The sequence below is a fragment of the Candidatus Zixiibacteriota bacterium genome, from assembly GCA_019038695.1.
Taxonomy (GTDB): domain Bacteria; phylum Zixibacteria; class MSB-5A5; order GN15; family FEB-12; genus B120-G9.
The window spans coordinates 41,517-55,412 of the sequence record JAHOYZ010000026.1 but is presented as its reverse complement, the minus strand read 5'-3'; the positions used below and the strand labels follow the sequence as shown (position 1 = coordinate 55,412).

At 49.8% G+C, this 13,896-nt stretch carries 13 protein-coding genes; 11 read left to right on the top strand and 2 right to left on the bottom strand.

What is annotated here, in order from left to right:
* Positions 1-27: 27 nt before the first annotated feature.
* The 4 genes from topA (at position 28) to hslU (ending at position 5,238) form a co-directional block, all read left to right on the top strand.
* On the top strand, positions 28-2,319 hold the full coding sequence (gene topA, locus KOO62_09380; protein MBU8934203.1) for a type I DNA topoisomerase: 2,292 nt from the start codon (positions 28-30) through the stop codon (positions 2,317-2,319).
* Positions 2,320-2,432: 113 nt separating this feature from the next.
* Positions 2,433-3,347 carry a tyrosine-type recombinase/integrase gene (locus KOO62_09375; protein MBU8934202.1) on the top strand — a complete coding sequence of 305 codons (915 nt, stop codon included), beginning with the start codon at positions 2,433-2,435 and terminating at the stop codon, positions 3,345-3,347.
* Between the two features lie 11 nt (positions 3,348-3,358).
* Complete coding sequence (gene hslV / locus KOO62_09370; GenBank protein MBU8934201.1) at positions 3,359-3,895, top strand: ATP-dependent protease subunit HslV; 537 nt, start codon at positions 3,359-3,361, stop codon at positions 3,893-3,895.
* Complete coding sequence (gene hslU / locus KOO62_09365; GenBank protein ID MBU8934200.1) at positions 3,892-5,238, top strand: ATP-dependent protease ATPase subunit HslU; 1,347 nt, start codon at positions 3,892-3,894, stop codon at positions 5,236-5,238. Before hslV ends, hslU begins: the two co-directional genes overlap by 4 nt.
* Positions 5,239-5,493: 255 nt before the next feature.
* Here the strand turns inward: hslU and KOO62_09360 are convergent, their stop codons facing one another.
* Positions 5,494-6,195, bottom strand: a complete 702-nt coding sequence (locus KOO62_09360; protein MBU8934199.1) for a cell wall-active antibiotics response protein — start codon at positions 6,193-6,195, stop codon at positions 5,494-5,496.
* 190 nt (positions 6,196-6,385) lie between these two features.
* Between KOO62_09360 and argF the strand changes: the two genes are divergently transcribed.
* From argF to KOO62_09330, 6 genes are all read left to right on the top strand, one after another.
* Complete coding sequence (gene argF, locus KOO62_09355) at positions 6,386-7,288, top strand: ornithine carbamoyltransferase (protein ID MBU8934198.1); 903 nt, start codon at positions 6,386-6,388, stop codon at positions 7,286-7,288.
* Between the two features lie 55 nt (positions 7,289-7,343).
* Positions 7,344-8,198 carry a hypothetical protein gene (locus tag KOO62_09350; protein ID MBU8934197.1) on the top strand — a complete coding sequence of 285 codons (855 nt, stop codon included), beginning with the start codon at positions 7,344-7,346 and terminating at the stop codon, positions 8,196-8,198.
* A gap of 119 nt (positions 8,199-8,317) precedes the next feature.
* Complete coding sequence (locus KOO62_09345; GenBank protein ID MBU8934196.1) at positions 8,318-8,749, top strand: PaaI family thioesterase; 432 nt, start codon at positions 8,318-8,320, stop codon at positions 8,747-8,749.
* Positions 8,750-8,893: 144 nt separating this feature from the next.
* Entirely contained in the window at positions 8,894-9,406 is a 513-nt protein-coding gene (locus KOO62_09340) for a hypothetical protein (protein MBU8934195.1), read from the top strand.
* 385 nt (positions 9,407-9,791) lie between these two features.
* Positions 9,792-10,607, top strand: a complete 816-nt coding sequence (locus KOO62_09335; protein ID MBU8934194.1) for a hypothetical protein — start codon at positions 9,792-9,794, stop codon at positions 10,605-10,607.
* A 294-nt stretch (positions 10,608-10,901) separates the two neighbouring features.
* The gene (locus tag KOO62_09330; GenBank protein MBU8934193.1) at positions 10,902-11,561 is read left to right on the top strand and encodes a PEP-CTERM sorting domain-containing protein; all 660 of its coding nucleotides are present in this window, start codon (positions 10,902-10,904) and stop codon (positions 11,559-11,561) included.
* 436 nt (positions 11,562-11,997) lie between these two features.
* Here the strand turns inward: KOO62_09330 and rpsT are convergent, their stop codons facing one another.
* Complete coding sequence (rpsT, locus tag KOO62_09325) at positions 11,998-12,252, bottom strand: 30S ribosomal protein S20 (protein MBU8934192.1); 255 nt, start codon at positions 12,250-12,252, stop codon at positions 11,998-12,000.
* 67 nt (positions 12,253-12,319) lie between these two features.
* Here rpsT and murJ point away from each other — a divergent pair, with 67 nt between their 5' ends.
* A complete protein-coding gene (gene murJ, locus KOO62_09320) occupies positions 12,320-13,885 on the top strand; it encodes a murein biosynthesis integral membrane protein MurJ (GenBank protein MBU8934191.1) in 1,566 nt (521 codons plus the stop codon).
* Positions 13,886-13,896: the final 11 nt, after the last annotated feature.

Below are 13,896 nucleotides of genomic sequence, written 5' to 3'. Positions count from 1 at the left end.
CCTCTTTTCGATCCGCAAAGGAAGCATATGGCCAGGAATCTTCTCATAGTTGAGTCACCTGCGAAGTCACGGACCCTCGCCCGTTTTCTGGGTAAGGATTTCGATATCGTTGCCACCGTGGGACACATTATCGACCTGCCCAAGTCTAAGCTTGGTATTGATACCGAAAACGACTTTGAGCCTCAGTATACTGTAATTGAAGGCAAGCAGAAGGTCATCACGGGGCTGAAGAAGGCCGCCAAAAAGGCGGATACGATCTATCTGGCCCCTGATCCGGATCGCGAGGGGGAAGCGATAGCCTGGCATGTTGCTAACAGCCTTGGAGACAAGTGCAAGGCCAATTTCGTTCGGGTATCTTTTAATGAGATCACCAAACGCGCTGTGACTGAGGCCGTCAAGAATCCCCGCGAGATAAATATGAATCTCGTTAATGCCCAGCAGGCCCGTCGAGTGCTCGATAGATTGGTGGGTTATACAGTGTCGCCTTTCTTATGGAAGACGATTGCTCGAAATCTGTCCGCGGGACGAGTGCAATCGGTGGCACTACGCCTGGTGTGCGAACGTGAGGCCGAGATCAAGGCCTTCAAGTCCACCGAGTACTGGCAGATCAATGCTCAACTCGAAACGGACAAGCAGGAGCAGTTCAAGACTCGTCTGCATAAGATCGACAAGCTAACTGTCGTCAAGCCATCTGAACTCAAGGGCAAGACCAAGGTCTGCATTAATAGCGAAGACGAAGTAAAGGGATACGTTGCCGAGCTGGAAAAAGCAGATTTCGTGGTGGACGAGATCAAGAGAAGTGAGAAGAAAAGACGACCGTACGCTCCGTTTATTACCTCTACGCTGCAACAGGAAGCGGCCAAAGCTCATGGCTTTTCGCCCAAGGTGACAATGCGGATCGCGCAGGACCTTTACGAAGGAATCGAAATGGGTAAGGAAGGTCCGACGGGACTCATTACCTATATGCGTACCGACTCAACCAGGATTGCGGCCGAGGCGTTGACTGGTGCTCGTGAGTATATCGAGGAGATCTATGGCAAGAGCTATCTTCCGGCCAAAGCGCAGATATATTCGAGCAAGAAAAAAGCCCAGGATGCTCACGAAGCTATCCGTCCAAGTTATTTGACCCTGCCACCAGTGGACGTTAAGAAGTATCTCACACCCCGGCAGTATAAGCTCTACACGTTGATTTGGAATCGGTTCATCGCCTGCCAGATGAAACCGGCTGTCTACAGCGTTGAGACGGTTGACATTAAGGCCGGACGGTTCACTTTGCGGGCCACTGCCCAGCGGATCAAGTTCGATGGTTTCATTAAGCTCTACCGTGCTGAAAAGGAACCAGATGAAAACGGCAATGGCAAGAATGGACTTGAAAACCTCCCCGAACTGAATGAGAAGGACTTGCTCAAGTTGCTGAAACTTGAGCCAAATCAGTCATTTACAAAACCTCCTGGTAGATATTCGGAGGCTATGCTGGTGAAGCGACTGGAAGCTGACGGCATTGGGCGACCATCTACATATGCGACGATTATCTCTACGCTAAAATCCCGAAAGTACGTCGACCTTGACCAGCGCAAACTGGTACCGACCGATTTGGGTAAGGCAGTCACGCGCATTCTGGTGGAGCATTTGCCCAAGATATTCAACGTTAAATTCACAGCCAGCATGGAAAAGGAACTTGATGCGGTAGCGGATGGGACAGACGATTGGGTCAAAGTCATCGGCGCTTTCTATACGCCGTTCAAGAAGACAATCGACGGTCTCACTGCCCGTGAGAGCGAAATAAAAGCCTCCCTGACCGAGAAAACCGATATTGCCTGTGAGAAATGCGGTTCACCGATGATTGTCAAATGGGGTCGCAATGGTCGCTTTCTGGCCTGTTCCGCTTACCCAGAGTGCAAGTCGACCCGACCGTTGCCGGAGGAAGAAGAGCAAAATAAGACTGACGAGAAGTGCGAGAAATGCGGTTCACCGATGGTGGTCAAAACTGGCCGTTTTGGCCGTTTTCTGGCCTGCTCTGCATACCCTGATTGCAAGACAACCAAGGCAATTACATTGGGAATTAAGTGTCCCAAGTCTGGCTGCGGGGGAGACATTGTTGAGAAACAGACTCGCAGTCGTCGGCTATTTTTCGGTTGCTCAAAATATCCCAAATGTGATTTCGCATCCTGGGATCGACCGGTACCCACACCGTGTCCTGCGTGCAAACACCCCTACCTGGTCCAGAAGGTCTCCAAGGTAAAGGGTGAGTATCTCAAGTGTCCCGAATGCAAAAACACTGTGACCAATGAGAGTGCGGAGGAAAAAACGGTCACTTAAACCGTCATCCGTATGTGTAGATAATCACCAGCCGGGGTCCTGAAGGGCTCCGGCTGTTCTTATGTCCGCAAATTGAATTGACCCTCCGGCTCTTATCCTCTATCATTAGTTGTATGTTGACTCGAGTATTACAACAATATCTGGATGATCCGACATCACGGAGGCGTTTCTCTGAGAAAACGAGAGAGGCCTATGGTCGGGATTTGGTGCCATGGATAAGCTGGCTGGAAGAACAGCATGCTGCGCTTCCAGGCAACGCTCCTAATGATCCTCTTTATTTGCGTATCTATTTACGGGAACGCTCAGAAGCAGGCGTGTCTAACCGTTCACTGGCCCGATTCCTCAGCGCCGTCAACGGTTTTCAGAAATACCTCGGGTCTCGACCGAATATGATCAAGTACATCTTCAAATTGCCTAAGATGAAGTTCAACGCCGCTCTGCCAGATTTCATTACCCAGAAGGACAGCGTTTCTCTCTTTGAAGTTTCTGTGTCCGACGGAACCGGAAAGGGGTATCTTCACCTGCGTGATTTTCTTATGGTAGCCTTGTTGTATGCCACCGGCGTTCGACGGGAGGAACTGGCGCGAATCACCCTCAAGGATATCGACATGCAACGGGGTCTGATTGCTGTCATCGGTAAGGGCAACAAAACACGGGTAGTGCCGGTTGGCGACCAGACTCTGAAAGATATTGAGCGCTATCTTGTCCTTCGGAATATCTTTGCGGATCGAAAAGAGTCGGATTCTGATAGCCTGTTTCTCAATCGTCTGGGGAAGCCGCTCAGTGTTCGTTCCATAGACCGGCGAGTGAAGAAATTCGGACGGGGGAAAGGGCTTGATTTTACCCCCCACACGCTGCGCCATTCATTTGCTACGCATCTGCTCGAAAATGGCGCTGACCTGATCCTTATCAAAGAAATCCTGGGCCACGCTTCGTTATCGACTACTCAAAAATATACACACGTAACGGCTGAAACCATGAAGAAAGTCTACCGGCGCGCGCACCCGCGTTCCGGGGCCAAAGAATAGAAAAGAGATTAATGCACACACGTTCAACTACCATCCTTGGTTTGATCCACAAGGGTCAGGCCGCTATGGCCGGTGACGGTCAGATCACGCTTGACGACATGGTGCTCAAGTCGCACTCCAACAAGATTCGCTCGATGCGCGACGGGAAGATTCTGGCTGGATTTGCCGGAACGGCGGCAGATGCTCTGGCTCTGTACGAACTGCTCGAGAAGAAGATTGAGGAATACTCGGGCCATCTTTCCCGAGCGGCAGTCGAGTTGGCTAAGGAGTGGCGAACCGACAAAGTTCTCCAGAAACTGGAGGCTGTTATCGCCGTGACCGACCGAAAGCAGATTTTCCTGCTTAGCGGTAATGGTGACGTGATTGAACCGGATGACGGCATTATTGCCATTGGCTCTGGCGGACCGTATGCGCTTGCAGCGGCGCGCGCTATGTTGGTCGCTAATCCCAAATTAACAGCCGAGAAAATTGCCAGGAAATCACTGGAGATCGCCTCAGAAATTTGTGTCTACACCAACAATCAGATAACGGTAGAAACGATCAAATGAACAATTCTTATCCCACTCCGGCAGAGATCGTATCTCATCTCGATAAGTACATTATCGGTCAGGACAAGGCCAAGAAATCAGTGGCTATCGCCCTTCGCAACCGTTGGCGGCGACAACAGGCTCCCGAAGATATTCGCCATGAGATAATGCCCAACAACATAATCATGATGGGTCCGACTGGTGTTGGCAAGACTGAGATCGCCCGACGTTTGGCTGATTTGGCGAAAGCACCCCTGATCAAAGTTGAGGCTTCCAAATTCACCGAGGTCGGCTACGTGGGACGCGACGTCGAATCGATGATTCGTGACCTAATGGATATCGCCGTCAACATGGTCAAACTCGAAAAATCAGCCGCGCTTCAGGAGAAGGCACAGCAAAATACGACTGAACGCCTTCTAGACCTGCTACTGATGCCAGTCAAACGTGCTCCCGTTCAGGCCGCCGACTTGGAAAAGAAAGACACAATCACCAAAACCAGAGATAAACTCAGGGCAAAACTACTGGCTGGCAAAATGGATGAACGGGAAGTCGAAATCAATGCCCCTCAGAATCAATTTCCTGTTATCGAGATATTTTCGCCGATGGGCATGGAGGAAATGGGGGTCAACTTCCAGGAAATGTTCTCCGGACTTATGCCAAAAAAAACCAAGCAGCGCAAGATGTCAATCAAAGACGCCCGCAAGTTCTTCCATAATGAAGAAATCGGCAAACTGACTAATATGGATCAGGTCATCTCGGAAGCGCTGAACCGAGTGCAGAACGCCGGGATTATCTTTGTCGACGAGATCGACAAGATCGTTGGCGATGATGGCAGGACCGGCCCTGATGTCAGTCGTGAGGGCGTCCAGCGCGACATTCTGCCCATCGTCGAGGGCTGTGCGGTCATGACGAAATACGGCATGGTCCACACCGATCATATCCTGTTCATCGCCGCCGGAGCTTTCCACGGCACCAGCCCGTCCAATCTCATTCCTGAATTACAGGGCCGATTCCCCATAAGAGTCGAACTTGATTCTCTCAGCAAAGAGGACCTGGAACGAATTTTAGTCGAACCGGAAGCGGCTCTGGTGAAGCAGTATCAGGCCCTCATTCGCTCTGAAAGTGTCGAGCTGGTCTTTGACAAGGCTGCTATCAAGCGTATCGCGTCTTACGCGGAGCGAGTCAATACCGAGGCCGAGAATATTGGAGCACGCCGACTTCAGACAGTCATGACAACGCTGCTTGAGGATATTCTGTTTGAGCCACCTGAGGGGAAGAAGAAGATCAAGATCACGGCCAAGAAGGTGGAAAAAGAACTCGCGGCTATCGTCGAAGACGAAGACCTGAGCCGGTATATACTATAGCGAGGGTGCCATGCTCAAACTTGTTTGAGTATGATTCCCTGTAGGGCGAAACCCTCTTGGTGGTTCTGCCAATTCGCTGGTTACCGTTGTCCTTCATCCTGAGCGAAGTCGAAGGGCAGCGGACACAAGGGTCCGAATCATGCCCAAAAGATTTTCAGCATGACACCCATGGGGGTGGCTGGGTGTTAATTGGCAAGATGGCGGAACCGCTAAGGGGTTCCACCCTACGAGAAACTACCAGCACCTGTGCCCACCTCACACTTCCATGATCTTGATGTCGCCGATGAAATTGTTGGCGGTAATATAGAGACGCTTGTCCGCTGTCGCGTAGCCGGGAGATTGGCTATCGAGGTTGTTGCCGAAGCCGGAGTCACGCTGGCTCATGGTTTCGATATCGCCAATGAAGTTGGAGCAATGTGCGAATAGTTCCATTCCCGGTGGGACCAGCACCCGACAGTCGCCGATGAATCCAGAGATAACTATCCTGTTGAGACCATCGGCCAAAATGCCACCATGGACCTTGACTTCAATATCCCCTAACCCGCATGACACTTCGATATTGCGCAAGCTGACACCTTTGCAGTCGATATTAATATCCCCCAAGAGCTTATTATATCGTGTGCTCTTCACACAACCGATATCAGGTCCCGATTGGTTGCCTGTCGTTCCCGAAGCACGCCCCGTGTTATCCGTTCGGACGAATTCCGGCTGTACGGTAGAAGAAGCACTTGCACTGCCTGGGTCATATCCAGTTTGAGCGTCCTGCCCCGGATCGTAGCACTCCTCAAGTTTACGCCTTCGAATGATCAACCATCCGCCCAGAAGAATCAGACCCACAGGAAGCAGGTAACGCGCCATATGCTGGAAGCCAAACAGATACGGGTCGATAGCTCGAAGAACGAGCAGGAACCCGAGGGCGATCAGCACAAATCCGAATATGTTACGTCGCTTACTCATAGTACACTAAACCACTTTCTTCTGGTTTCTACCTATTCGATACGTAGTATCGACGTCGTGGTTGCAGTTGGCAAGCATTTACCTTGACACTGTAGGTGAGCTGTGCTTGACATAAGCCGGGCAAGGTCCGTTATTCCACGCAATTTGAATATAATCGGTCCGACACTAATAGTCGTGGAAAGGAGCCAGCATGTCACGTTCACTATGCCAGATAACGGATTTCAGCACTGAGGAACTCAATGAGATATTTGACCTTTGTGCCAAGATGAAAAAAGGTGAGATTCGACCGCGACCCCTGGAAGGGAAATCGGTTGCTTGTATCTTCACCAAAGCCTCCCTTAGAACCAGAATATCATTTGAAGTGGGCATCAGCGAGTTGGGTGGTCAACCGATCTATGTCACCGATGAGCAGATCAAGCTGGGGCAGAGGGAAAGCATCGCCGATGCTGCCCAGGTTCTCTCCCGCTACGTCGCCCTGATTATGATTCGGACCTTCAAGCAGTCGGATGTCGAGGGGTTGGCTCAACATGCCTCGGTCCCGATTGTCAATGGACTGACCGATTTGGTTCATCCCTGTCAGATACTGGGGGACTATTTCACGGCCATCGAACATCTGGGACCGAAGGATCGATACAAGATCGCCTATGTTGGAGACGGCAACAATATTACCAATAGCTGGCTCAATCTGGCGGTTCGTCTTCCAATTGACCTGAGAATAGGGACAGCAGCCGATTGCACGCCCGATGCCGATTTGCTGGCGAAAGCCAAAGCCAATACTGATAGTCGTATCACTATGACAGAGGATCCTAAAGAAGCCGTAGCCGGTGCCGATGTACTCTATACAGATGTTTGGGCTTCGATGGGGCAGAAACATCTGGCAGAAGAGAAAGCAAATAGGTTAGAGAAATACCAACTCAACAGTTCTCTGTTGGCTCTGGCCGATCCGAACGCGGTCGTGATGCACTGTTTGCCGGCGGAACGAGGGCGCGAAATCACCGATGAGGTGATGGATAGTCCACAGTCGGTAGTCTTTGATGAGGCTGAAAACAGGTTACACATCCAGAAAGCAATAATGGCTTTCTTGTTGAAGTGATCTCGCTTGGTGGCTGGTATGAACAGAAGCTGTGGACCAAAGAAAGGAGACGCTTATGCGTTCCTGCAAACTCATGCTTCTACTGGGAACAGTCGCCATTGTTGCCGCCAGCCTGGCCTTCTATGGCTGCTCAAGTGATGACACCTCTACCGGCACAGTCGGGAATCTTAACGATCCCGAATTTCTAGCAGTGCATGAACAGGTATCTGAGTTCGTAGATTCGACACTGATATGGTTTAGCGACGGGCTTGGTTCTGTGAGTACCCTGGCAACTGATACTACTGTTGATCCTGTCCATTACGGTCCGACTGATCCAAATGCCGAGACTGATGAATCCTATGTTACGTACACGGATGACGGCTGGCATGTTATCTACTTCGAATTCCACACCGATGACTACTCCTCGGTGATAATGGATTCCATCCAGTTCCGGAAAGATAACGCCTACCAACAGGGTGTAACCGATCTGGAAGCTCTGCTTTATAAGCACAATTGGGTGTACAACGCCCTGGATACTACCGTCACTCACTCCATCTATGCTGGCAATGCGGACTACCAGTTCGACAACATGGATCAGGAGCTGTGTTCTGTGGAAGGCTCCAGCGGTTGGAACGTCAAGTCCAAATACGTGAGTGCTGACTCCACCGTCTGGAGAGAGTTCGATGTGGATGTTACCTATGCTAGTGGTCAGATAAGCAAATCCAGCTTCGGCTGGACGCAAGGTTGCCCGGAAACGGGTACTTTCTCGGCCGACATCGAAATGATCTATCAGAAAGACGCCGATGCCCCCGATACCACCAATTGGAACATGAACGTTACATTTAATTCGGGCATGGCTGCCGTGGTGGCAACCTGTGGCGAAACGACGTGGTCGTATTCATCTCGCGAATGCTGGCCTCCTGCACTATAACAGAACTTATGGAATGCTGACAATTTCGGGCCCGACCGATTCCGGTCGGGCCTTTTTCTGTCGGGCGTATCCGCCCAGCACTTATTGACAAGTAACTCGCATAACCGTACATAAGGAGTATGAAGGAAGTCGCCAAATACTCCCACTGTTTCGTCTGTGGTGATAAAAACCCAGATGGCCTTGGGGCGCGTTTTTTCTATGATGGAAGTCAGGTTGTTACCAGGGTTAAGGCTACCGAGCAATTTGAGGGTTATCGAGGTATCTATCACGGGGGACTAATTGCGACTCTGTTGGACGAGGTGATGATAAAGGCTGTATTAGCAATCGACCGCTTTGCTGTGACTGCTGAAATGACGGTGCGATTCATTCAACCGGTAAGAGTTGGAGACGAACTGACCTTTTCCGGCCGAGTTGTCAAATCAAAGGGGAGAGTATTCCTGACAGAGGGAGAAGTCAGAAACGACGCAGACGAAATCTATGCCACTGCTACCGGTAAGTACATCGAAGCCGGGGAGGGGTTGCGCGAAGACTTAATGAAATCAATCGACTGAAATTGTGAGTTTGATTTCATAGATTGCTATTTCAGGTCGAACCACGGCTATTCTGTTATCCGCCTAAGGCCTTGTCTCTCAACCGTAATTGCGTACTACATAAAGCGCCTTCGGCGCCGGCACAGGCGTTGCTGAATGCAGGGAATGGACAAGAAACCGACTTTTATCAAGTGCTATACTGCTGCTTTCAACAATAGTCTGAATGATCCGTACCTGACCGATATCGGTTTCGCCGGTGGGATGATCAGTTTCGCTGTACCGGACTATGGGGTTCTGTTCCGGTGCCGTGCCCACGGTTCGGTGCTCGATCTGGAGTTTGGTGCCTTTTTTGCCTTACTTCGATTTCTTAAGACACGTCTGTCCGATCAGAAGATCAAGGCGGTTCAGGTTATGTCATCCAACCCCGAGTTTGTATTTTCGTTCTCCGGTAAGAGACAGAGTCTCACCCAGGATAAGGAACGGGCACGTCTTCTTCTGGAATACAGCCGCCAGTTTGCGTTGGCCGTGGGTTATGTCAAGCAGGTTGAGAATCGATCGCTCCTGTCTCCAGCAAACTATGCTTCGCTTCCAACCAATACCGAGATATCACTCAAGCCCGATCCGTCGGACTCTCGGAAATCGGGTTTCAAACCGATCCGCAAAGGAATCCGGTTGTAAGATTGGTCTCTCCCACCAACCCAAAGTAAGGCATTGCACACAGCAAGTTGGCTGCTGTACCTCTCGCTACTCATCATCAGTGAGACGAGCCTAACTGCATTAAGGCTACTCCTGCGACGGTGTTTTTCCATCATGACAATCTCATCGACTGTCATACTATAGGCGCACCACAGCTATGTTCGATCGGTAGGGTTGAACTGCAGTGACGAATCCAGACCAGAGCTGTGACTCCAATTGCATACCTTGTGTCAGGAACGGGTGATCGAAGTTGTTCGACGCCATACCCACAGTATTCTTAAAACATATAAAAAGCTGTGTAATAACAACTTGATGCTATCCGGATAACCTTTCAGACCTGGGCATATGGCTTGCTCTCTCGGCCGACATGGATCTGAAGGCTCTTAAAAATATCCGGGTGGTTGACCGGGACCGAATCTGTTCATTTGAATGGTCCCAGCAGTCAAATGACACAGATGGGCTAACTCTGGATGAAATCCGTTTGGTTCGCCATCCTTTCTTGGCTATGGCCTTAGACGATGGTTTTCTGTTGTTGGAGAACAGACCGGATTTCGATGCCCTTGCCGCTGCGAGTCTGAATCACTTTCCCTTGCAGATAGCGACTCCCGAATCAATTTCTCTGGCCACGATTCAGCTCGGTCTGGCAGGATTCAATATAGAGCATCTGACTGGGCTTGCAGCCAAGTACCCCGACCAAATTGTCATCGAGAGGTCATCCGAAAAAGAATTGTCCTCGTCCGACACATTGTCTGTCGATTTCGATTTCGGGAAGGAGCAGCTTCGCTGTCAATTGCGTCACTCCAGTCGTGCCGGCTGTCCAGCCTCACTAGATCATCTGGTTCACTCGATTCATTGCCACGGTCGCTATGAGCAAATTGTAGAGCCGTCAGGTGCCACTGGAAATATCACTCGCTCCGGTTCATATTCGGCAATCATGACATTACCGAGTTTCTCTCTCAATGATCTCGTGAGTGCGGCTCTGTCGGACCATCTATTTCCACCTGATTTCATAGGAGTGATGACCAATTGCCGGATTCTTAATATTGACTTCCCCATTTCCGTTCTGGCGGACGATACGCCTGTTGAGGAGAAAGAAGCGTTTTTCCGCGAACTTGTGAACCTCCGTGCTCAATCCCATAAGGTTTCTATCTATGATGGGAAGGTTTATGTGCTCAATCATTGATCCCGCCTTCCAGCGAGATGGAGAAAACGAGACGACATAAGGGCGATTGACAAAATAACGTCTCCGTAATCCATAAAAAGCCTATCCCACATGTCTTGCGGTGTACATGCAGGGGTTAGGTAACAATATGGCATTCAGTTGCATAATTCTCCTCCAATCATGCCTTTTGGCCATACTGTCGAACATTAGTAACTCATTGATATAGTGTTAGATACAAGAATCTCACGCTAAGATTGCGAACTGGCCTGTAATTTGCTCAATTTTTCAGCAATATATATTGATCAGGAGGTCACATTGGATCGTTATCTAAAGTTTTTGCTGGTTTTGGCTATCGTCTTGACTATTCCGTCAACACTATTTGCCTTTGCATTCGTAGGATCTGTTCGGAACCTTAGCTACTACGACACTACACCAGAGTTCAACACCGATCCAGAGTTTGCATACGTTGAAACAGCTGTCGATAATTATGGCGTTGATGCGCCTGGGTTTAGTTATGTGTCCCAGATTGAATTCACCGAAGGCTGTATTGGTTGGTTAGAAACGGAGACTTGGGGTCACACTCTGAGCGGTGACTACATGAACGTCCCTGATGATTTTACCGTTTCCAGCGCTACTCTTGAGATTTCTGGTTGGCGCTATTACGGCTTTGGAGTGGATATTGTCCAGGTAGGTGGTACATGTATGTGGACAGAGTATGGTGGTTGGGAATGGGCAGGTGAAACCAACAATATCATCGATATGACCGATATTGATTCTGAGTTGTGGAATTCCAGCCAGCTCAACGTCTCTATGACACCTATTTTTGACTATGGTGTTAATCTGAATTCTTCCGTTTTGTCTATCGATTACAATACTACAAATGATGATCCTTCCGATGCCATTCCTGAACCTACTACTCTTCTTCTCGTAGGCTTGGGACTGGCTGGCCTTGGTGTCCGAGCCAGAAGGAAATAGGGCCTGCTGAAAACATTTTCATGATTTGAACAATCCCCGTGGTTAACACGGGGATTTTTTTTCAGTGGGGTGATCGGTCAATATCAATTGACTACTGCTTAGTTGCTGGATGACTGGCTTATGTATATCTTTTCATATGGTAATCTTTGTCCCAAAGAGATTGCCATATTGAGACAGTGCGTCGTTTCCCGGCAGAGCCCAAATTTGCTCTCTACATTGACTGGTGTTATTCCGAAAATATAGTTGAAGCCTTGATCTGTCAGCGGTAACTTTGTCTAATTAAAGACTGGACCGGATTCCGGTATATTGCCAGAATGTATTTTCTGGTGGCTTGGTAGTAAAGATTCGTGGAGTGGTTAGGAAGAGATTGATGAAGCAAGGAGAAACGCCCCGCTATTTAAGAGCAGGGCGTTCAATAAATCGGTCCGGACGAGCTTTAGCTCAGCTTGTTCACCATTACTGCCAACCGGGCTTTGTTCCGGGCGGCGTTGTTCTTGTGAAGCAGGCCACGAGTAGTTGCCTGGTCGATCATACTGACTGTCAGGCGATACTTGCGAGCGGCTTCTTCGGCATTAGTTTCGGCGCGCAAGTCTCTGATGGCGGACCGATACCGAGTACGGAACGCTCGATTGCGGTCGCGTTGTACGGCGGAGGTTTTCATCCGTTTAGCGCAGGATTTATGTTGCGGCACTGGTATGTCCTTTCAAATTACCAGGATCGTTTTCGTTTAGCTTCTAAATATAGTCGGCAATATAGTTTTGTCAATCAGTAAAGAAAAAAATGACTCCCTGGTGCGATCGGCCGGATTGGTCTCGGGGGCAACTGCTTTCTCACGTGTTCTGGGCCTCGTACGTGAGCAGGTCATGGCCTATTTCTTTGGCGCTGGTTTCGCAACCGATGCCTTCGTGGTTGCGTTCCGAATCCCTAACCTGTTGCGAGATATGTTCGCTGAGGGAGCACTTTCTGCCGCTTTTATCCCCATTTTCAAAGAAAAGGCAGTAAAGGAATCAACAGACGAGGCCTTCAAACTGGCTAATGTTGTCATTTCCGCTGTTCTAGTAGTTGTGGGGCTGATCGTGCTATTGGGTATCGTTGCCGCCCCGGCGATAGTTTATTTGATGGCTCACGGATTTACAGACAGTCCGGACAAGTTCGATTTGACTGTAGGAATGGCACGCGTGATGATGGTCTATCTGTTGCTTGTTTCGTTGTCGGCGTTGGTAATGGGAATGCTCAACTCCTTTGGACGGTTTGGGATTCCGGCTCTTTCACCAGCTATGTTCAACCTGGGGACGGTGCTGACGGTCATTTGTTTGTATCGCTATTATGATCAGTCCATCTATACGCTGGCGATTGGAGTAGTAGTTGGGGGTGTTGGTCAGGTCGCTGTGCAGTTGCCATCACTTCTGCGAATTGGATACAGATTCCGCTTTTGCCTATCCTTGCTCGACGAAGGGTTGAAAAAAGTGGGGCGGTTATTGTTGCCGATGATAGCCGGCCTATCGGCAGGTCGGGTTAATATACTGATCTCGACTCTGTTAGCGTCCTTCCTGATGGAGGGAGCCATGTCGTATCTGAGCTACGCTTATCGTCTCATGCATCTCCCTCTGGGTGTCTTTGCGGTGGCTCTGGGAACGGTGGCGTTGCCGAAGGCCTCAGAGATGGTGGCTCGTGGTGAAACGACTAAGCTTGGTCGAACGTACGAGGAAGCTATCGGGGCCAACCTGTTTGTGGTGGTTCCATCAGCAGTCTTCCTGGCGTTTATGGGGCGTGAAGTCATTGAGTTGATCTATCAGTGGGGAGCGTTCACGGCTATCTCGTCCGGGCGAACAACCCTGGCTCTGCTTCATTTTTCTTACGGGCTGATTGGTTTCGCGGCAGTGCGGGTGACGGTAGCTTTTTTCTATGCTGTCAAAGATTCACGCCGACCGATGAAGGCTTCCCTTATTGCGGTGGGCGTCAATCTTGTTTTGTACTACCCAATGATACGCCTTCTGGATTTCGCGGGTTTGGCAGCGGCTACTTCGATTGCCGGGATTGTCAACTTTCTATTGTTGTTAAGGTGGCTGCCAAGCACCGGGATTCAAGTATCGATGGCTCATGTTGGCCTCAAGTTTTTCCGGATTCTGATTGCAGCCATGGCCGCATTTCATGTAGCTCAGTTGATGCCTTACCAATTTGTTTTCGATCCAGCTACTCTAACGGGAAGGATTATTCAATTGGTGGTGCCAATGATTGTAGCCGGTCTGTTGTATCTGTTGTTCTGTTTGATTCTAAGAGTACAGGAGCTCAGTCTGCTCAGACGTCTATTGATTCGAAAGTGATCTTCAGGGGC

What these genes read in the sequence shown, in the direction of transcription:
- KOO62_09360 (MBU8934199.1), bottom strand. Translation starts at nt 6,195, where the DNA reads ATGAGTAAGCGACGTAACATATTCGGATTTGTGCTGATCGCCCTCGGG.
- KOO62_09335 (MBU8934194.1), top strand. Translation starts at nt 9,792, where the DNA reads ATGGATCTGAAGGCTCTTAAAAATATCCGGGTGGTTGACCGGGACCGA.
- KOO62_09375 (MBU8934202.1), top strand. Translation starts at nt 2,433, where the DNA reads ATGTTGACTCGAGTATTACAACAATATCTGGATGATCCGACATCACGG.
- argF (MBU8934198.1), top strand. Translation starts at nt 6,386, where the DNA reads ATGTCACGTTCACTATGCCAGATAACGGATTTCAGCACTGAGGAACTC.
- KOO62_09340 (MBU8934195.1), top strand. Translation starts at nt 8,894, where the DNA reads ATGGACAAGAAACCGACTTTTATCAAGTGCTATACTGCTGCTTTCAAC.
- topA (MBU8934203.1), top strand. Translation starts at nt 28, where the DNA reads ATGGCCAGGAATCTTCTCATAGTTGAGTCACCTGCGAAGTCACGGACC.
- KOO62_09345 (MBU8934196.1), top strand. Translation starts at nt 8,318, where the DNA reads ATGAAGGAAGTCGCCAAATACTCCCACTGTTTCGTCTGTGGTGATAAA.
- hslV (MBU8934201.1), top strand. Translation starts at nt 3,359, where the DNA reads ATGCACACACGTTCAACTACCATCCTTGGTTTGATCCACAAGGGTCAG.
- KOO62_09350 (MBU8934197.1), top strand. Translation starts at nt 7,344, where the DNA reads ATGCGTTCCTGCAAACTCATGCTTCTACTGGGAACAGTCGCCATTGTT.
- hslU (MBU8934200.1), top strand. Translation starts at nt 3,892, where the DNA reads ATGAACAATTCTTATCCCACTCCGGCAGAGATCGTATCTCATCTCGAT.